The organism is Psychromonas arctica (genome assembly GCF_036697365.1).
GTDB lineage: Bacteria > Pseudomonadota > Gammaproteobacteria > Enterobacterales > Psychromonadaceae > Psychromonas > Psychromonas arctica_A.
Map to the genome: position 1 here is coordinate 49,217 of NZ_JBAHZA010000008.1, position 18,050 is coordinate 67,266.

The following is an 18,050-nucleotide window of genomic DNA, read 5'->3' on the forward strand; positions in this document are numbered from 1 at the left end:
ATATAAAATCAGATATAAATATTTTTTGATAGACCTAAAGCATTTAGGTCTATCAATAGTTTAACCAATTTATTTTTTGACAATCTTAAAGTTGTCCCACGCCTGTGATGTTGGCATCACTTCTAGGCTATTGATATTAAGATGGGCCGGCTGCTCGGCAATCCATAAAATAATATCAGCGATATCTTCTGGTTGAATTGCATTCGCACCTTGATAAATTTGATCGTATTTATCTTGGTCTCCCTTAAACCTAACCAAACTAAATTCACTCTCAGCCATACCAGGCTCTAAGCTTGTTACTCGTACTCCTGTACCTGCAAAGTCACTACGTAGATTACGAGAAAATTGCGCGACAAATGCTTTACTTGCCCCATAAACATGGCTACCAGGATAAGGCCAATTACCTGCAATACTTGCTAAGTTGATAATAGTAGAAGACTTTTGTGCTTTTAATGTTGGTAATAGGCTATGTGTTACATTTACTAAGCCAGTAACATTGGTATCTATCATAGTATGCCAATCAGATAGACTTGCTTGATCAGCAGGTTCAGCACCTAGCGCAAGACCAGCATTATTAACTAAAATAGCAACTTGCTTGAACGCTTCAGGTAGGTTGTTAGTAAACTCTGCAACCGCTTCACTGCTACGTACATCCAATACCGCATAATGAACGCTAGTTAAAGGTGATAATTCTTCACTTAATGCCTTTAAACGCTCTTCTCTTCGGCCAGTGATAACAAGAGGATAACCCTGCTGAGCAAATTTTTTCGCTGTTGCTAAACCAAAGCCAGCAGTTGCACCGGTGATAAGTACTACAGGACGTTGTGATGCAGTCATATGAGATTCCTTAAAAATACAAATAAAAAAGGGTTCAGTTAATTAATATAAAGCCCTGAACAACTATAATAAAGACCAGTAAAGTACAGTTAAATATACCATTACCATTTTGCTATTAATCCTATCAAGATAATAATAATGAACAAAGTTACAGTTCTGTAAATTCCGTCAATACAGCATCTAATGTATCAACAATAAAATCAGCTTCTGTCTTGGTTAACGTTAGCACCGGACAAAAACATAGAGTATTGTTGAGATACTTAAATGAGCGATTGGTTCGTCCAATTATTAGTCCTTTTTTCATACATGCGCCAGCAATTTTAACCGTAACTGCCTCCACTACTGGTGTTTTAAGTGCACGGTCACTCACTAACTCTATCCCTAAAAGCAAGCCTTTACCGCGTACATCACCAATAATATGATGTTTTTCTGCAAGACCATGAAATTTTTCTAGTAAGTACTCCCCGATCTTGGCACTATTTTCGACTAGATTTTCTCTTTCTAGTATTTCAAGGTTTGCTAACGCAGCAGCAGGGCCTGCAGTGCAGCCAGCATAAGTACTAACATCTCGAAAATACACTTCGCGATCTTCACCTTCCGATAAAAACTCTTCAAAAATAGCTTCGGTGGTCACTAGACATGATATTGCCGCATAACTTGATGCCACACCTTTTGCTAACGTCACTAGATCAGGCTTAATACCGTAGTGCTGATAACCAAACCACTCACCGGTTCTACCCATTCCACATACTACTTCATCGATATGAATCAACACGTTATATTTTTTACAGATATCCATGACTGCTGGCCAATAACCATCAGGAGGAGTAATAACTCCGCCGCCCGCAGTTATTGGTTCAAATATTACAGCCCCAACCGTATCTGGACCTTCTCGTAAAATAACTTTTTCTAATTCTTTGGCTGCTAACACGCCATAATCAGTAACGTCTCCAAACTGACTACGGTATTCACAGCAATGAGGAAATTCAACAAAACCTGATGCAAATGGACCATAATGTTGGCGACGCTCTTCTTGCCCTGTTGCACTTAGCGCTCCAATCGTTGAGCCATGATAATCACGCTCACGATATAATATTTTATGTTTCTTGCCGCCATATTTTTGCTGAGAGATTTGGCGTACAATTTTAAACGCTTTTTCATTTGCTTCAGACCCTGAGCTAGCGTAATAAACGCGGCTCAAGCCTGGCATTTTTTCTAAAAGTTTTTCAGAAAATTCAGCTACTGGCTGAGTACCTGCAGTACTTGCAAAAAAATTAAGTTTAGCGATTTGATCGCGTACCGCATCAGCAATTTCAGTTCGACCATAGCCTACATTCACACACCAAACACCACCAGAAGAAGCATCAAGATAACTGTTCCCTTTTGCATCCCAAATGCGAGATCCTTCGCCTTTCACCATCACCAATGGGTCTTGATTTTTTAAAACACTATGTTGACTTAAATGGTGCCATACATGATTACGATCTTGTTCAATTAACGTGCGTGTTTGTGTTTCCATCTACCCTTCTCCTTGAATAATGTGCAAATACTGTCCATTTCACATTAACTCAGAAAGTTTATCTCCCCCTAGCGCCAACATGATTATTTGATAGCACCAGTTTTGATAACTGAAAAACTTAAAACTTATTGATAAATATGGCTCTACGATTAATTTTTTCTGGCCCTACTCTTACTAATTAAATATCAGGATAGTAATGTCGAAGATGACTAATATTAAGGAAGATAAGTGGAACAAATTTGGTACGTAATGCCTATTGTAATATTTGCAGCAATAGTGCGCGGATATAGTGGCTTTGGATTTGCCGTGATTGCAGTGGTTGGTTTGAATTTGTTTTTTGAGCCTCAACAAAGTGTCGCGATTGTATTATCCCTTGATTTACTTTGTAGCATTAACCTGTGGAAGCAAGCCGTAAAACAAGCTGATTTCCCAACATTACGTAAACTTATTTTTGGTGCCATTTTAGGGATCCCCATCGGTTATTGTTTCTTATTATTTATTCCGGCAGAGATCCTCAAAGTACTTATTTGTGTCGCCATTCTTGGCTTAGCAATGCTACTTTTTTCTAGCTTTAGACCTTTTAACGCTGATAAGAATCGTACTAAAATAGGTTTTGGTTTAGCCTCTGGAGCAGGCACTGCAAGTGCTTCTATTGGAGGACCAATGATAGTTTATTATATGCTTTCAAGTCACTTAAGCACCAGTACACAACGCGCAACCATGATTTTATTCTTTATTGCTAGTGAAGGGCTTGCTGTTATCTCTTTAATCAGTGGCGGGTTGACAGACAGTACACTCCCTAAAGCAGTATTAATTTTAATCCTTCCTGCACTCATCGCAGTTAAATATGGTCAGTATCTATTTAATAAAAAACCGCCAACATCATTAAAAAGCTTTGCTTTACCAATCATGGTTGTCGTTGCATTATTGGGTATGGCGAATAGCTTTGTTAGTTTAACAACTTAGTTGTTAAACGCCTTTTATAACCTATTTAAACGTAGGTAACAGAACACGAATAGCATCAATAAACATCTGTACTGACATCATTAATAACAACATCCCCATTAAACGTTCTAATGCTTTCAACCCCTTATCTTTTAAGATTTTGTAAAGCTGTGGTGAACATAACAACACAGCCACAGCTAGCACCCAAGCTAATAACAGCGCAGTAAATAATCCACCAACATGCTCTGCGTTAGTTTTGGCTAACACTAACAAGGTCGCTAAGGCACCAGGGCCGGCAATCATTGGAATAGCAATTGGCACAACTAATGGCTCTTCGCCTTTACTCGTAGCAAATAAGTCACCACCACCGGGACTAGGAAAAATCATTTTGAGGGCGATGACGAAGAAAATTATGCCACCAGCTAAGCTAATCGCGGGAGTTTCTAAATGAAATAAGCTTAAGAACTGCTCTCCAAAAAACAAGAAGATAATCAAGATTGCTAGTCCAATTAACATTTCTCTAATAATGATTTTTGAGTGTCTTTTTTTGTCTATGTTTTTCAAGATGCTCAATAGCAAAGGAACACTACCGAATGGGTCTAAAATAAAAAACAATAAAATAGCTGTTGAGAAAATTGAGAATGTATTTTCCATAATATGTCACCTTACCAGGTAAAAGAGCGAAGCAGTGATAGTAGCAATTATATTAAATAAATAAGTTACATTTCATGTAATAAAACAGCGTAATTTAAGATATAAATAGAAGTACATAGCAATTTTTAGCGGCACTTTAAAAAAATACAGTTAAGAATAAGTTAATGTTATTAGTAACGATAACCTCATTAATCCAGATTGCATTAAATATATTATCTATATTTGTAATAAAAAATCGGCTGTTTTAACAAGTAAATAGATAAGCTGTTTATTGGAAAGTGCTATAACTTAGCTGAAAGAGCATGAACAGATAATTGCTTAAGTGTCTCTGACAACACGTGGTGCCAATAAAAAAGCCAAGTTAATCAATTAACTTGGCTTTAATAGCAATGATATTAATAAACGAGTCTATTGTAGTTGTTAAATAGCAGTAGATGGTTTTATTTATCATCTGTTAGCTAATGTACTAAAAAATTACCTTTTGCGCTCTTTAAGCGGCACGACTAATACAGGAATACGAGATCGAGCTAATACATTTCTAGCGACACTGCCCAAAAAAGTTTCAACAAATCCTTTCTCATGTGTCCCCATTACAATTAGGTCCACTTCTCTCTCCCTTGATGCTTTTAAAATGGCCTCCATTGGAAAAGATTCAATGATATTAATAGATTTAATCTGCTTTCTGACCGCAAGATCTTCATCGTCTGTGACTTGTGCCCAAAAGTCTTCTTGTTTGGTGGCCAGTTTTGCTTTTGCTTGGCGTTTGCGAGACCCTAGCATTTCAGCGCGTTGTACAGAGTCCATCACATAGCTTTCTAAGGCCATTTTTGCATCATTTGAAAGCTTTTCTACAACATGTAATACGTGTATTTCAGCACCTGTTTTTTTAGCTAAAAAAGCGGCATATTTAAAGCACTCATTAGAGCCCTGCGATAAATCTGTGCAGTATAGTATTTTATCAAATTGAAACATAATCGATCCCTTTATTGCTAACCCACTTTAGTTGCCTAAAGTGGGTGATTAAACAATCTAATAGCCTAATAGGCTTGGCATGGTTAACGCTATTTGCGGTATATACGCAATGATAATAACCATGATTGTAGAGACAAGCGCAAATGGTAATGCTTTAGCGGTCACTTCTTCTAATGGTGTATCCGAAATACCTGAAGCAACAAATAAGTTTTCACCTAATGGTGGTGTTGAAAAACCAATTGATAAACTACAAACCATTACAATACCGAAGTGAACTGGGTCAATGCCTAGTGTATAAGCAACAGGTAACAATACTGGCGTTAAAATCATAATTGCCGCCAGAGTTTCCATAAACATGCCCACGAACAATAGGAAAGCAATAATCAATAACCAAATTAAATACAAGTTATCAGTTAGACTTAACATTGATTCAGCTACAATGCCTGGAATTTGATTTTCTACCAAAATACGACCAAAAGCAGTTGCAGTAAATAAAATGAGTAGAACACGCCCAGACAACCAAGTCGTTGTTTCTAAAGAATGGATAAGATCTTTCATCTTCAATTCTTTGTGTATAAAGATACCAACAAAAAGCGTGTAGAAAATAGCAATAATCGCTGATTCAGTTGGGGTAAAGAAACCTGAGTAGATACCACCTAAAATCACTAATGGCGCTAAAATAGACCAAATGCCATTTCGAGCTGCTTTGCCAATTTGAGCAACAGACCAACCTTCACCGCTGCCTTTAAAACCATAACGACGACACTGAATGTAATTTAAAGTCATTAAGCCAACAGACATCACTACACCTGGTAAAAAGCCTGCAATAAACATTTTTGGAATGGAAATACTTTGAAATTCACCGTGTTTTGCAATGGCGTCCAAAGGCACAGTTAAACCAAGTGCTGAAATGCCAAAAATAACCATTGGAATTGAAGGCGGAATAACAATTCCTAACCCACCAGAAGATGCAGTTACTGCAGACGCATAACCCTTATCATAGCCACGGTTTACCATGGCAGGAATCATTAACATACCAACCGCAGCAGTTGTTGCAGGGCCTGATCCTGAAATAGCACCAAAAAACATACATGCTAAAATCGCAGCAGCAGACATCCCACCTGTTACTGGTCCTGCGAAACTTTCAGCTAAAGTCACTAAGCGTTTGGATATCCCGGAGGCTTCCATCAATGCGCCAGCTAAAATAAAAGCAGGTAAAGCCATTAGCGGGAATGAGCCCACAGAATTAAAAGCTATTTGTACAAACTTTATTGGGTTTTCATCCAAGTAAAAAAATGATGCTAAAGCAGCAATACCTAATGACACCATTACCGGTGCACCAAGGATTAATAAGGCTAAGAATGATCCAAACAGAACCATTACAATGGATGTTTCACTCATAAGTTATTCTCCATCTTCCCTGTTGATTTTTTCTGCTCTGTTTTGTCGTTAATTTCTTCATCAGAGGATAATTCATGACTCATTAGCTCGTTCATTTCTTGTGATTCAGGGTCAATAACTTCCATCCCTTTAATAAACTTCAAGTAATTTACTTGTATGATGCGGATCGTCATTAATACAAAAGCGATTGGCAAAATTAAGTATATATATTTCATCGGAATGCCAAGCGTTTGTGACTTCCAAAATAAATTCATTCGATTAAAAACAAAGTCATAACTTAAGTAAATAAAGTAGCTGTTAAAGCTTACCCATAAGACATCAGAAGCCAATTCAAAAAAGGTACTGAGCTTTTGTGGTAGCCATTTGTAGTGAAAAGTCACACGGTTATGTGCCGACAATTTTGCCGCATAGCTTGAACCAAGAAAAACAAACCATACAAATAGGTAAACAGATAGTTCTTCACTCCATGTAATAGAGTGACCAAAAAGCTCACGGGAAAGTATTTGAACAAAAAGTAGCGTAACAAATGTTACTAATAATGCTCTACATAGATAACTTTCTAAGTTATCGAATATTTTAAAAATTATTTTCATCATTGTGTCCCTGTTCCCTTAAAAGAGAGCAGCACCTTGCTCTTAAAATAAATTGTAATGCGGTTGTAGCCTGCCTAATAAAAAAGGAGTGTTTCCACTCCCTTTTCAAACTACTTTTTAAATTTTGTCTCGACCTAAGAGGCCAAGTAATTCATTAATCTTATCTTTACCGCCAACTTGCTCGTAGAACTCAGGCCATACCCCTGCTTGTGCTTTTTTAACCCATTCAGCTTCATCTTCTAATTGGTCAATCTCCATACCGTACTTAGAAACAAGCTCTGCTTTAATGCTACCTTCTTGTTCTTTAATCCAAGCAAGGCTGTGTTCAGTTGCTGCTTTACCTGCTTCTAAAATAGCTGCTTGAACTTCTTTAGATTGGTCTTGGAAAAGAGACTCAGACATAATTAAAGGCTCAAGAGCAAATAAATAGTGTGTTTCTGTTAGGTATTTTTGGATTTCTGCAAACTTCATAGAGTGAATAGCTGCATAAGGTGTTTCTTGACCATCAACAACTTGTTGTTGTAATGCAGTAAATGTTTCAGACCATGCGACTGGCGTTGGGTTAACACCAAATGATTGATATGTTTTGATGATCAAATCACTTTTTGGGACACGGATAAATAGGCCTTTTAAGTCGTCTAAATTTTTAACTGGACGCTTTGAGTTAGTTAACATACGGAAACCAGAGTAGCTCCAAGCAACAATACGTACATTTGCTTGTTTAAGCGTCGTTTCTGTTAAACGCTTTTCAATATCGCTGTTAATTACTTTTTCAGCTTGATCAATGTCTTCAAAAATATACGGTAAAGAAAGTAAGCCAACTGATGGGCTAAATGGTGCTAAGTTATTAGCTGCAATAATAGACATATCTAATGTGCCTAATGCAACATCATTTACTGTTGCTTGCTCAGAACCTAACTGACCATTAACAAAAATAGTTGTTTTAAATTTATCATTGGTTTTTTCAGCTAATACTTCTGAGAACTTGATGCCTAGCTCTTCTTGAGCACTACCACCACCATCTCCTACAGCCATTTTCCAAGTAGCCGATAACGCACTGGTAGATAACACTAAGCCAGCAGTCAGTGAAAGGGCTTTAATAAGTTTCGTTTTTTGCATTTCCATTACCTCATTTTTTATGATGATTTTTTCGTGCTATTGAGCACGAGAATCCTAATTGAATCTAAAAAAACTTTTAGATTCATATGCAGCATACGAGCTAACATACCTATGATACTGGCATAACTTGTACTGATTATTACCCCAATATTATCATTACCTAATTATTATTCATTCAATAGTATTGTTAATTAATCATAAAGAAACCAACAATAAAAACCAAATAAGAAACAATTAGTTAATAAAATTTTTAATTGCATTACTGTTATTTTCAAATACAGTAATTAATGAATATGATCGGTCTACATCACATCTTTACCTAATCTAATATTCTTGATTTTGTGTGATATACCTGATGCGCTTTCCCTATTTAAACTACACTTGAACCAAATAAGTTACAGAGCCAATTTTTGAAATCAATGGGCCACAAGTTAAATTTTGGCCTGTTTAACTAACAAACATTGGCTTAGAAATTGCCTATATAAAGGGTGGTGAGTTGCACCCGAAGCGGGTAGCTCATTTCATCATATAATTTGTTCGATTTTCATACAGGTGAAGTAATGGTTGATTTTTTAATAAATATTGAGTTGCATCAGAATAGTACTTATCAGCAACAGATCCGTGAAAAACTAGTTGAACTAATCGAACAAGATACCTTTGGTGACAAGGCGTTACCATCAGGTAGAAAGATGGCACAGCTGTTAAAAGTATCACGTAATACTGTCGTGTTAGTTTATGAAAGCTTAGTCGACGAAGGTTATTTGGTTGCACGTAAACGTAGTGGTTTTTTTGTCCACCCAGATTTACTAATGGTGCAGCGCCTCACCAATTCGGTGCAAACTACTCCGGAAGGCTTAGCACACAATGCTCGTCAGCCAAATTGGTCAAAGCGAATGTTGAAGCAACCAAGTAGATTATCAAGCTTAAATAAAGATGAAAATTGGTTGAAATATCCGTATCCATTTATTTATGGGCATATTGATGTTAGTGAATTCCCGCTTTATCAATGGCGTGAATGTTCTCGTATTGCAGAAAGCAAAGGTAAGCTTCATGAATGGGTAGAAGGCTTTATTGATATAGACGACCCACAACTTGTTTCACAAATACGCCAGCAAATCCTCTCTAAACGAGGGATTACCGCAAAACCTGAAGAGATACTTATTACATTAGGAACGCAAAATTCATTATTTTTATTAACTAATCTATTGGCAGATCAATCCGTCACCTTTGGTGTTGAGAACCCAGGTTATGCAAATTTGCGCCATATTATCTCTTTATGTGATAGCCCAATTAAGGCACTAGAATTAGATAACGCAGGTTTAAAACTGGGTAAGCAATTAAAAGGTTGTGATTATGTATTCACAACACCAAGCCACCAGTACCCAACGACAGTTACAATGAATGTAGAGCGTCGCAAAGGTTTGTTAGAACAAGCTTGTAAAGATGATTTCATCGTTATTGAAGATGATTATGAAAGCGAAGTAAATTTTATTGAAGAGCCCTTACCCGCTCTCAAAAGCTTTGATCAAGACGGCCGTGTTATTTATGTCGGTAGCCTGTCCAAGTCTTTAACGCCAGGAATTCGAATCGGTTACTTGGTAGCAGATAGTTCTTTAGTGACAGAGTTACGTAAATTACGCGCACTGCATTATCGTCACCCTCCTTCAAACAACCAACGTATTGCGGCACTATTTATTAGTCAAGGTTATTACGATAGTCACGTTAGACGCATGCGCCGTACATTTGAAAAAAAATGGTTATTGATGGAGCAAGGTGTTAAAAAACACCTTGCTACTTGTAAGGTTCATGCAACGCCTGGAAGCTTTTGTTTTTGGATTGCTTTACCTAACAATATTCATAGCCATGATTTACGTGAAAAAGCAGCTCAGCATGGCATATTAATTGAGTCAGGGGATACGCTGTTTATGCAAAAAGATGCACCTAAAAATTATATTCGTTTAGGTTTCTCAGCAATGAATACAGACAAGATATTACCAGGATTGCAAATGCTAGGAGAGTTAATTACAGAACTTAGCCATGGTTATGTAGAGCCATTACAAAAACGCATCGTCTAGTATCCCCTTACAAAAATTAAAATTAATGATTAAAACCAATCATTTTAGGATGATTGGTTTCCAGCTTACATACCTTACTTGGCATATCTAAAGACAGTTCAATGTTGCAATAAAAATATAGCTCATATATCATCCAATTAGATAACGATAACTATTATCAATTTAATTATGTGTTGTGATATAACTAAACAATGTATTCGACTCAATCATTTATACAATTTACCAGGCGGTATTCGCCCCCTTAGCCCATTATGTCGAACCTTGCCCAACAAACAGACTCTTTAACGTCTATGTTTAATCTGTGTAGACAGGTTATACCTTACTTAGATGGTAAGTTTGAAGCATTAGACAGTCCAATGTCGCTTACCACTCAAGCGCAACAATGGTTAAATGGGAATCATTATGACCAAGCTACCATTCATGCCTTACAGAATGATTTAAAGCAACATATTCCTAAAGCTGGTAATGCCTATTATCAAGCGAGAACTTGGCACTTACTATGTTGGCAGCCTATCTATATCGCCTTTATAAGTATCTATGGCTTACAAAAATTACCTGATTTTTCCTGCTTTAAACAGCAACGCCAACACAATGCAATTGTTGGCTTTGTATTTCAAAATAATAAAATGTTAACGGGCAGTACAGAGCAGCTGATTGCACAAGCAGGTACGCAACTGGCACCTCTAATAGAACATTATCGCAAGCAGCTTGATCATGTAGAACGTTGCCGTCCGGGTTATTCACATCGCTTTGTTGCAGATTTAATATTTGGAAACTTACTAAAAGTAAAAGAACTAATTGGTGACTTTAGTGAACAAGATATTATCTTACATGCGCAACTATGGGTTGAAGCAATGGGATTGCCACGTAAATTATTAGCCTCATTAAAATGTGAGAACGATAATAAAATCAACTTTATCAGAAGCAGTTGTTGTCTCGCAGATAAGATAAACGAAGAGCTTTGTGCTAATTGCCCCAAATTGCATAAAAAGAAACAATAAGAACCAAACATGAGCGAAACAGCAAAACAACCTACTGTACCACCTAGTTTAAGTACTCATAATCTTGTCGTCGGTTACACAACACCTATTGTCAAAGGTGTTGATTTAGCTATTCAACCTGGAAAAATGAATATTTTAATAGGCTCTAATGGCTGCGGTAAATCAACGCTATTAAAGTGCTTAGCACGAGTATTGCCACCGTTAAGCGGAAAAGTCTTGTTAGATGGCCAACCAATCCATCAACAACCAGCGAAAAAAGTGGCGAAGATGATGGCTTTATTACCACAAGGCCCCGTTGCCCCTGAAGGGCTTTCGGTGAAGGAGCTTGTGGCACAAGGTCGTTATCCACATCAAAGCTTCCTAAAACAATGGAGTAAGGAAGATGAGCAAGCCGTAGCTCAAGCGATGCAACAGGCAAATGTTGAAATGCTGGCTGATCGTTCTATTTCCGACCTATCTGGTGGCCAACGTCAACGGTGCTGGATCGCGATGGTATTGGCTCAACAAACGGATATTATTTTATTAGATGAGCCAACTACTTACCTGGATCTAAAAGTACAAGTGGATCTATTAAATTTACTTAGCGATTTAGCCCACCAGCACCAACGTACCTTAGTGATTGTGTTACATGAACTTAATTTAGCCGCAACCTATGCAGACCATCTAATCATGATGAAAGAAGGCAAAATATATGTGCAAGGTACACCTGCACAAGTCTTTGATGCAGATAACCTCCGAGCAGTATTCGGCTTAACCGCTAAGGTAATAAAAGATCCCGAAAGCGATGCTTTACTTTGTATTCCAAGCACTCAGCAATCAGCCTTGGTAACACCATGACTCGTTCAAAATGGCTAGGCTGGTCGGGCATATTAGCGATGCTGGGGTTATTACTACTCGCATTTATTTGGCATTTATCGATTGGTACTAAAGTTGTCCCTATCAATGAATTAATACAATCTTTTTATGCTTATAACCAAGATAACTTTAATCACCTGATCATTCAGGAGTTACGTTTACCTAGGGCTTTAATCGCAGTTTGTGTCGGAGCTTGTTTAGCGGTTTCAGGGGCATTAATGCAAGGTGTGACACGTAACCCTTTAGCAGATCCAGGGCTTTTAGGTATGCTCACCGGTGCAGCATTAGCCGTTGTCTATTGGTCTACTTTGGTTAGTGATGCATCTTTAGTTTGGCTTCCTTTAATTGCCGCATTAGGCGCTTTAATCAGTGCGGTGATTGTTTGGAGCATCGCATCTCGTGTTGCGGGTGGTATCACCCCTTTAAGTTTAATTTTATCGGGCTCTGCCTTTACTGCTTTTACTGGAGCAGTATTAGCTATTCATCACCTACTAGATCAACAAACCTTTGAAGAGATGCGTACTTGGTTGGTTGGCTCATTACTGGCGAGTGACTTAAGCACATTATACTGGTGCTTACCTTGGATAATTATAGGCTTAGTGGCAGCAGTCATACTTGCGCCAAGCGTCACTGCTTTATCTATGGGAGAAGAAGTTGCCACAGGGTTAGGAATTAATATTACTCGTCGTAAATGGCAATTGTTATTGTGTGTGGTCATTTTAACATCAGTGTCCGTTGCTTTAGCTGGACCGCTCGGTTTTATCGGCTTAGTTATTCCACATGTAGTTCGTTTCTGGGTCGGTGCAGATTACCGTTGGATTATCCCTTACTGTATTTTACTGGGTGCGGTTTATCTATTATTTGTAGATACCCTCGCACGCTGGTTAATTCAACCACATGAAATAGCCACAGGCCTAATCACCATCTTAATTGGTGCCCCACTGTTTATTTGGTTAGTGAAAGTGAGGATTCGTTAATGCACTTCACGTTACGCTTATTTAACCAAGCCATCTCCTTACGGATAAACGGTAACGCATTATTATGCTCAGCCTTTTTGTTATTCGTACTTTTAGGCTCTTTTGTATTTGCGATCACACAAGGAAGCTACCCCCTTTCATTACATGATAGTGTAATGAGTTTGTTAGGACAGCAACAAGCGATACTCGATCCACAAGCAGACATTATTATTTGGGACTTTCGTTTACCAAGAAGTTTAGTCTCAGTATTGAGTGGAGCATTATTCGCTTTATCAGGGGCGTTATTACAAAATATGACACGCAATCCTCTCTCAGATCCAAGCTTAGTTGGGATCAGCCAAGGTGCCGCTTTAGCGGTTGTCACTTTAACTATCTTATTCCCTACTTATATAGATGATTGGCGTGAAATTGCTGCTTTTTTAGGTGCTGTCACTATCGCTGTTGTGATCCAATTATTACGAGGTAACGGACACCCTCTTAAATTCATTTTATTAGGTGTTGGTGTTGCCGCCTTTATCAGCGCTATTATTTCAAGCTTACTGACTTACGGTGATTTACCTTCTGCAATGGTCGCCTTATCGTGGTTGGCAGGCAGCACACATAATAGCAATTGGCACGACGTCAATGTGTTAGTGATCGCTTTTACCACTCTCATCATCTTAACCTTATATCAAGCTAGATTAATGTCCGCGATCAGCCTAGGGGATGAGGTTGCTATTGGCTTAGGAGTTAATTTAACAGCAGTCATGTATACCCAATTATCTATCTCTGTTGCTGCTGCAGCCATTGCAACTGCAGTGGTTGGTCCATTGGGTTTTATTGGTTTATTAGCACCTCACTTAGCACGAAAACTAGTACGTTGCAGCCCAGCTAATCATCTACTTTTAACCGCATTAGTAGGAGCAACATTAGTTTTACTCGCCGATATTATTGGCAAAAGCCTATTTTCACCTACTCAACTTGCAGCGGGATCGGTCACAGCATTAATTGGCGCGCCTTTATTCGCCTACCTTTTAATTACAAAAAAGTAATAACAAACAAACTTAAGGAACTATTATGAAATGGATAGCAGGCTTAATTGGTTTATGTTTAAGCATCAATGCTTTAGCTTTTTCTGCCACATTAACACATCAATATGGCACATTAACCATTAATAAAAAGCCATTAAAAGTGGTCTCGGTTGGACAAGTTGACCATGATGATATTTTATCTTTTGGCGTTAAGCCAATCGCAATACGTGATTGGTATGGAAACCAACCTTATGGTGTATGGCCATGGGCCCAACCAGCATTAGGCGATGCTCAACCAGTTCTACTTGATCCTAGGATCATAGATTATGAAGCAATAGCAGCGTTAAAGCCTGACTTGATCATAGGGGTCTCTGCCGCTTTAGATGAAAAGGAATACCAAAAACTAAATGCAATTGCACCGACACTCGCAGGGCCAACCGATTATGAGAAATGGACTATTCCTTGGGATGTTCGCCACTTAATGATTGGTAAAGCACTAGGCTTTGAAGATCTAGCGACACAACACATCTCTTCTTTACAGCAAAAACTACAAACAGTAAAAGACCAACACCCTGAGTTTAAGGGTAAAACTGCGGCGGTTGCTTTTTATTACAATAAACAACCAGGCGCTTATGCCAGTAAAGATCTTCGTTCTCAGTTCCTAATGAGTTTAGGCTTTATTATTCCTGAAGAGATTGATCAAATTGCAGGCGATGCATTCTATGCATCATTCAGTGAAGAACGATTAGATATTCTAAATAATGATATTGTTGTTTGGTTGGGCTCAGAGGAAGCCATTGAAAGTGCAAGTACCGCGATTTTTCGTCAACGTATGCCTTTCTACAAAAACCATAAAGAATACTTTACAGGCGATCTTGTCGGAGGTGCATTCTCATTCTTTAGTTACCTATCAATTCAATACTTAATTGAAGAAATGGTACCTGAACTAGCTAAAGTAGCAGCTCATTAATCAAGGTTTAAAAATAGGGCATAAAGCTCAATGGCTAATGCCCTATTACACTCTCGTCAACCTTGGCCATTTTTCGGTTGTCTTTTACTAACCGTATAATGGTACTTAGGTTCACTGTTATTAATGTTGCCTCTAATAACGTACCGCCAATTGACCCCACCAAAATATTATTAATCAACCAACATATCGCTCCAATTAAAAAGGCGATACGCATTTGAATACCTTTTAATACAAACACCGCATAAGTGCCGATACTCATGCCTAACATAGGCCAAAGATCCCAAATGCTGTCAGCAAAATAGATAGCACTACTTAACCCCACTGCAATGAATAATACTGCAACCATTAAGGATGAGGTGTAAATAGCTGTCACCGTTCTAAAGGCTGATAATAAAGCACTTAATGCTGAAACAATCGACCCTAATAGCAAATAATGCACAAGGTGGTTTAAGTTAAATACAACCATCATGATTTTTAACTTTTTATCGTCTTTTTGAAAAAAAGTACACACGCCAAGTACAAAACTCAGAAAACCTAATAACTGTGCAAAAAATAGTTGGTCCATCATAAATTGAATACTCTCAATACACTCGATTAACGCGCTAACCAACCGCCATCCACGGCGATCGTATAACCATGCATATAATTCGCGGCTTCTGACGCTAAGAAGACACAAGGTCCGGCCACATCAACAGGTTTCCCCCAACGTTGTGCAGGTATGCGCGCTAAAATAGCTTCGTTTCGTTCAGCATCTTCTCTTAATGCACTCGTATTATTGGTTTCCATGTAACCCGGTGCAATGCTATTCACGTTAATATTATGTACTGCCCACTCATTAGCCATAGCACGAGTCAACCCCATGAGAGCACTTTTAGAAGCGGTATAAGACGGGACTCGAATACCTCCTTGAAAGGACAACATAGAAGCAATATTGATAATTTTTCCGCCATTGCCTTGCTGAATAAACTGCTTTGCCACTATTTGCGACATAAAAAATGCTGTCTTTGCATTTACGTCCATCACATCGTCCCAATCTTGCTCAGTAAAATCGATAGCATCCTGTCGACGAATAATACCCGCGTTATTGACTAATATATCAATGTGTCCGTATTCCTCGATGGCTTGTTCAATCAAAGCCGGAATATGTGCTTGCTTTAGTAAATCAGCTCGGAGGTCGAGAAAGCGATGTCCGCCTTTTTCCATTTTATGGATAGTTTCAGAAGGAGCACTACGATTAATCCCAACAATATGGCAACCAGCTTCAGCAAGGCCGATAGCAATCGCCTGCCCCAATCCAGTATTACATCCAGTGACGATTGCAACTTTGCCGGTTAATTTGAATGAATCGAGTATCATGTTTAGCTCCTTGCTGTTAACGTTGATAAGCTTAGATATCGTAACGACGTCATTGCTATATAATGCATTAACGTTAACACCAACAAGTACTGAGCACACTAATTAAGTGCTCACGATAACTATGCGTTAATAAATTTTCCCTCTGAAATTATCAGGTACATCATGAATAAATCGTTAAAAGCAGCATTACTTTCTGCGCTTATCTATCCAGGCATCGGTCATCTATCGCTAAAACGTTATCTGTCAGCTACCGTACTGATTATTGGTTTCTCTATTCCGATGATATTACTTTTTAAACAGATCATAGAAAAAGCCAACCAAGTTGTAGCACAAATTGAGCATGGACAAATAGGCATGGATGTATCGTCCATTTCTAATGCACTAAACACAACTGCAGGTGGGAGTATGCAAACGCTAGGTAGCTATACATATCTTATGTTAGCAATATGGGTCATTGCATTATTAGATATTTACCGAGTGCGAGATCGTAAATAAAAAATATACTTTAGTATGATATGAAGATGCCAATAAACTTAGCAGATGTCCTAATTATGGCATCTGCTAGTTAACCATGGTTATTTATAACCATCTTTTCTTCTTGAATAGTAAAACTAAACTAATGGAAATAAAGCTCATAAAGCCAAGTAAATAGAAGTAACCATTAGCCACTTTTAACTCTGGAATATACTCAAAATTCATCCCGTACAAACCAGCTAAGAATCCGAGTGGGATAAAAATAGCAGTGATCACCGTTAACACTCGCATAGTCGCGTTTAACTGGTGTGAAGTAACAGATAAATAACCATTTACTAAGTCACTACAAATATCATAATGCATTTGCGATAAACTAAGTAAACGCTCAATGCGTTCATGAACATCTGTCACTGTGTGCAAATCAGCTTGATTAATAATTGGTGTCTCATCTGTCACTAATATTTTTAGTTCGCTACCAATATTGCTGTGATAATTAAAAGTACGCTTGAGCTTAGTTAAACGTGATTGATACAGAGTAATTTCTTGCATCATTTTATCGTCACCACCAAATTGAAACTTATCTTCAATAGCTTCTAACTTTTCTTCAAACTCAAATAACTTCTGTAGATAAATACCACAGCTGTAATGAAAAATACGCAAGGCCAAAGTAATAGGACTTTTTAATAAATACTTCTGACCTTCTTCACTAAATAACTTGTCGATAGACATTGATGTTTTACGATGAGAAGTGATCACAATGTTCGTACCAACAAACATGCTAATTTGTAAATGGTCAAACACTAGGTCATCACCTGGGTGATAAATACCTCGATACAACATGAAAATATAATTATCAAATAATTCAATTTTAGGAGGATGTCTTTCCCGCTGAGCATCAGTAATTGCTAAGGAGTGGCACCCTAATTCTTTTAATAGTGCTTTTTCTTGATCCTGTTGATGCCCATCAAAGTCTATCCATATTTGATAGCTTGGATTTTTTTGCCACAACTCAATCAAAGTATGATCGCCATAAGTAAATGACTTATCTGGTTTTAGTAGCATACATCTAATCATAATGTCTCTCTTTCTGGATTGTTTAAGTCTAATGAATTTTAAAATAAAGGAAGAGAGTTGTTATCTATTAACAATCATCCAACTATTAGATATAAAAGAAAAATGGGCCGTTTACCATTTATTTGAAGCTCAGATTAAGCTAGCAGTTAACTTTAGTCATCTTTTATTATGTAAATAATCTAATAAAAGTGGTTAGTATTAATACCAAAGTAAATGCA

Annotated in this window: 18 protein-coding genes; 8 read left to right on the forward strand and 10 right to left on the reverse strand. The window is 37.8% G+C overall.

Going from position 1 to position 18,050, the window contains the following annotated elements; genetic code table 11:
- Nucleotides 1-69: 69 nt before the first annotated feature.
- Both V5290_RS10595 and V5290_RS10600 read right to left on the reverse strand, forming a co-directional pair.
- On the reverse strand, nucleotides 70-837 hold the full coding sequence (locus V5290_RS10595) for an SDR family NAD(P)-dependent oxidoreductase (protein ID WP_333385189.1): 768 nt from the start codon (nucleotides 835-837) through the stop codon (nucleotides 70-72).
- Nucleotides 838-985: 148 nt separating this feature from the next.
- Nucleotides 986-2,356: an aspartate aminotransferase family protein gene (locus tag V5290_RS10600; RefSeq protein WP_333385191.1), complete on the reverse strand. Its 1,371-nt coding sequence runs from the start codon at nucleotides 2,354-2,356 to the stop codon at nucleotides 986-988.
- Nucleotides 2,357-2,584: 228 nt separating this feature from the next.
- On the opposite strand from V5290_RS10600, the gene V5290_RS10605 reads away from it, so the two are divergent.
- Nucleotides 2,585-3,322 (forward strand): sulfite exporter TauE/SafE family protein, encoded by a 738-nt coding sequence (locus V5290_RS10605; RefSeq protein WP_333385194.1) that lies wholly within the window; start codon nucleotides 2,585-2,587, stop codon nucleotides 3,320-3,322.
- 21 nt (nucleotides 3,323-3,343) lie between these two features.
- Here the strand turns inward: V5290_RS10605 and V5290_RS10610 are convergent, their stop codons facing one another.
- From V5290_RS10610 to V5290_RS10630, 5 genes are all read right to left on the reverse strand, one after another.
- Complete coding sequence (locus V5290_RS10610) at nucleotides 3,344-3,955, reverse strand: MarC family protein (RefSeq protein WP_333385196.1); 612 nt, start codon at nucleotides 3,953-3,955, stop codon at nucleotides 3,344-3,346.
- A 474-nt stretch (nucleotides 3,956-4,429) separates the two neighbouring features.
- Entirely contained in the window at nucleotides 4,430-4,927 is a 498-nt protein-coding gene (locus tag V5290_RS10615; RefSeq protein ID WP_333385198.1) for a universal stress protein, read from the reverse strand.
- Between the two features lie 57 nt (nucleotides 4,928-4,984).
- Nucleotides 4,985-6,328: a TRAP transporter large permease gene (locus tag V5290_RS10620; protein WP_333385201.1), complete on the reverse strand. Its 1,344-nt coding sequence runs from the start codon at nucleotides 6,326-6,328 to the stop codon at nucleotides 4,985-4,987.
- Nucleotides 6,325-6,924, reverse strand: a complete 600-nt coding sequence (locus V5290_RS10625) for a TRAP transporter small permease (protein ID WP_333385204.1) — start codon at nucleotides 6,922-6,924, stop codon at nucleotides 6,325-6,327. Before V5290_RS10625 ends, V5290_RS10620 begins: the two co-directional genes overlap by 4 nt.
- Nucleotides 6,925-7,038: 114 nt before the next feature.
- Nucleotides 7,039-8,040 (reverse strand): TRAP transporter substrate-binding protein, encoded by a 1,002-nt coding sequence (locus V5290_RS10630; RefSeq protein ID WP_333385206.1) that lies wholly within the window; start codon nucleotides 8,038-8,040, stop codon nucleotides 7,039-7,041.
- A gap of 560 nt (nucleotides 8,041-8,600) precedes the next feature.
- Between V5290_RS10630 and V5290_RS10635 the strand changes: the two genes are divergently transcribed.
- The 6 genes from V5290_RS10635 (at nucleotide 8,601) to V5290_RS10660 (ending at nucleotide 14,928) form a co-directional block, all read left to right on the forward strand.
- Entirely contained in the window at nucleotides 8,601-10,115 is a 1,515-nt protein-coding gene (locus V5290_RS10635) for a PLP-dependent aminotransferase family protein (RefSeq protein ID WP_333385209.1), read from the forward strand.
- Between the two features lie 251 nt (nucleotides 10,116-10,366).
- The gene (locus tag V5290_RS10640; protein ID WP_333385211.1) at nucleotides 10,367-11,116 is read left to right on the forward strand and encodes a siderophore ferric iron reductase; all 750 of its coding nucleotides are present in this window, start codon (nucleotides 10,367-10,369) and stop codon (nucleotides 11,114-11,116) included.
- 9 nt (nucleotides 11,117-11,125) lie between these two features.
- Nucleotides 11,126-11,953 carry an ABC transporter ATP-binding protein gene (locus tag V5290_RS10645; RefSeq protein ID WP_333385214.1) on the forward strand — a complete coding sequence of 276 codons (828 nt, stop codon included), beginning with the start codon at nucleotides 11,126-11,128 and terminating at the stop codon, nucleotides 11,951-11,953.
- The gene (locus V5290_RS10650) at nucleotides 11,950-12,948 is read left to right on the forward strand and encodes an iron ABC transporter permease (protein ID WP_333385217.1); all 999 of its coding nucleotides are present in this window, start codon (nucleotides 11,950-11,952) and stop codon (nucleotides 12,946-12,948) included. The genes V5290_RS10645 and V5290_RS10650 overlap by 4 nt, the downstream gene beginning before the upstream one ends.
- Complete coding sequence (locus tag V5290_RS10655; protein WP_333385220.1) at nucleotides 12,948-13,979, forward strand: iron ABC transporter permease; 1,032 nt, start codon at nucleotides 12,948-12,950, stop codon at nucleotides 13,977-13,979. Before V5290_RS10650 ends, V5290_RS10655 begins: the two co-directional genes overlap by 1 nt.
- 25 nt (nucleotides 13,980-14,004) lie before the next feature.
- Nucleotides 14,005-14,928: an ABC transporter substrate-binding protein gene (locus V5290_RS10660; RefSeq protein WP_333385222.1), complete on the forward strand. Its 924-nt coding sequence runs from the start codon at nucleotides 14,005-14,007 to the stop codon at nucleotides 14,926-14,928.
- A 34-nt stretch (nucleotides 14,929-14,962) separates the two neighbouring features.
- On the opposite strand, the gene V5290_RS10665 is transcribed toward V5290_RS10660, so the two are convergent.
- Both V5290_RS10665 and kduD read right to left on the reverse strand, forming a co-directional pair.
- Nucleotides 14,963-15,496, reverse strand: a complete 534-nt coding sequence (locus tag V5290_RS10665; RefSeq protein ID WP_333385225.1) for a YgjV family protein — start codon at nucleotides 15,494-15,496, stop codon at nucleotides 14,963-14,965.
- 26 nt (nucleotides 15,497-15,522) lie between these two features.
- Nucleotides 15,523-16,284 (reverse strand): 2-dehydro-3-deoxy-D-gluconate 5-dehydrogenase KduD, encoded by a 762-nt coding sequence (gene kduD / locus V5290_RS10670; RefSeq protein WP_333385228.1) that lies wholly within the window; start codon nucleotides 16,282-16,284, stop codon nucleotides 15,523-15,525.
- A gap of 162 nt (nucleotides 16,285-16,446) precedes the next feature.
- Here kduD and V5290_RS10675 point away from each other — a divergent pair, with 162 nt between their 5' ends.
- The gene (locus tag V5290_RS10675) at nucleotides 16,447-16,779 is read left to right on the forward strand and encodes a hypothetical protein (protein WP_333385231.1); all 333 of its coding nucleotides are present in this window, start codon (nucleotides 16,447-16,449) and stop codon (nucleotides 16,777-16,779) included.
- A gap of 84 nt (nucleotides 16,780-16,863) precedes the next feature.
- Here the strand turns inward: V5290_RS10675 and V5290_RS10680 are convergent, their stop codons facing one another.
- The gene (locus V5290_RS10680; protein ID WP_333385234.1) at nucleotides 16,864-17,832 is read right to left on the reverse strand and encodes a magnesium transporter CorA family protein; all 969 of its coding nucleotides are present in this window, start codon (nucleotides 17,830-17,832) and stop codon (nucleotides 16,864-16,866) included.
- Between the last annotated feature and the right edge of the window lie 218 nt (nucleotides 17,833-18,050).

Excerpts from the sequence above, each read along its gene's own strand:
- V5290_RS10655 (WP_333385220.1), top strand. The coding sequence starts at position 12,948 with ATGCACTTCACGTTACGCTTATTTAACCAAGCCATCTCCTTACGGATA.
- V5290_RS10635 (WP_333385209.1), top strand. The coding sequence starts at position 8,601 with ATGGTTGATTTTTTAATAAATATTGAGTTGCATCAGAATAGTACTTAT.
- kduD (WP_333385228.1), bottom strand. The coding sequence starts at position 16,284 with ATGATACTCGATTCATTCAAATTAACCGGCAAAGTTGCAATCGTCACT.
- V5290_RS10610 (WP_333385196.1), bottom strand. The coding sequence starts at position 3,955 with ATGGAAAATACATTCTCAATTTTCTCAACAGCTATTTTATTGTTTTTT.
- V5290_RS10615 (WP_333385198.1), bottom strand. The coding sequence starts at position 4,927 with ATGTTTCAATTTGATAAAATACTATACTGCACAGATTTATCGCAGGGC.
- V5290_RS10665 (WP_333385225.1), bottom strand. The coding sequence starts at position 15,496 with ATGATGGACCAACTATTTTTTGCACAGTTATTAGGTTTTCTGAGTTTT.
- V5290_RS10620 (WP_333385201.1), bottom strand. The coding sequence starts at position 6,328 with ATGAGTGAAACATCCATTGTAATGGTTCTGTTTGGATCATTCTTAGCC.
- V5290_RS10650 (WP_333385217.1), top strand. The coding sequence starts at position 11,950 with ATGACTCGTTCAAAATGGCTAGGCTGGTCGGGCATATTAGCGATGCTG.
- V5290_RS10595 (WP_333385189.1), bottom strand. The coding sequence starts at position 837 with ATGACTGCATCACAACGTCCTGTAGTACTTATCACCGGTGCAACTGCT.
- V5290_RS10640 (WP_333385211.1), top strand. The coding sequence starts at position 10,367 with ATGTCGAACCTTGCCCAACAAACAGACTCTTTAACGTCTATGTTTAAT.
- V5290_RS10680 (WP_333385234.1), bottom strand. The coding sequence starts at position 17,832 with ATGATTAGATGTATGCTACTAAAACCAGATAAGTCATTTACTTATGGC.
- V5290_RS10645 (WP_333385214.1), top strand. The coding sequence starts at position 11,126 with ATGAGCGAAACAGCAAAACAACCTACTGTACCACCTAGTTTAAGTACT.
- V5290_RS10660 (WP_333385222.1), top strand. The coding sequence starts at position 14,005 with ATGAAATGGATAGCAGGCTTAATTGGTTTATGTTTAAGCATCAATGCT.
- V5290_RS10600 (WP_333385191.1), bottom strand. The coding sequence starts at position 2,356 with ATGGAAACACAAACACGCACGTTAATTGAACAAGATCGTAATCATGTA.
- V5290_RS10625 (WP_333385204.1), bottom strand. The coding sequence starts at position 6,924 with ATGATGAAAATAATTTTTAAAATATTCGATAACTTAGAAAGTTATCTA.
- V5290_RS10675 (WP_333385231.1), top strand. The coding sequence starts at position 16,447 with ATGAATAAATCGTTAAAAGCAGCATTACTTTCTGCGCTTATCTATCCA.
- V5290_RS10630 (WP_333385206.1), bottom strand. The coding sequence starts at position 8,040 with ATGCAAAAAACGAAACTTATTAAAGCCCTTTCACTGACTGCTGGCTTA.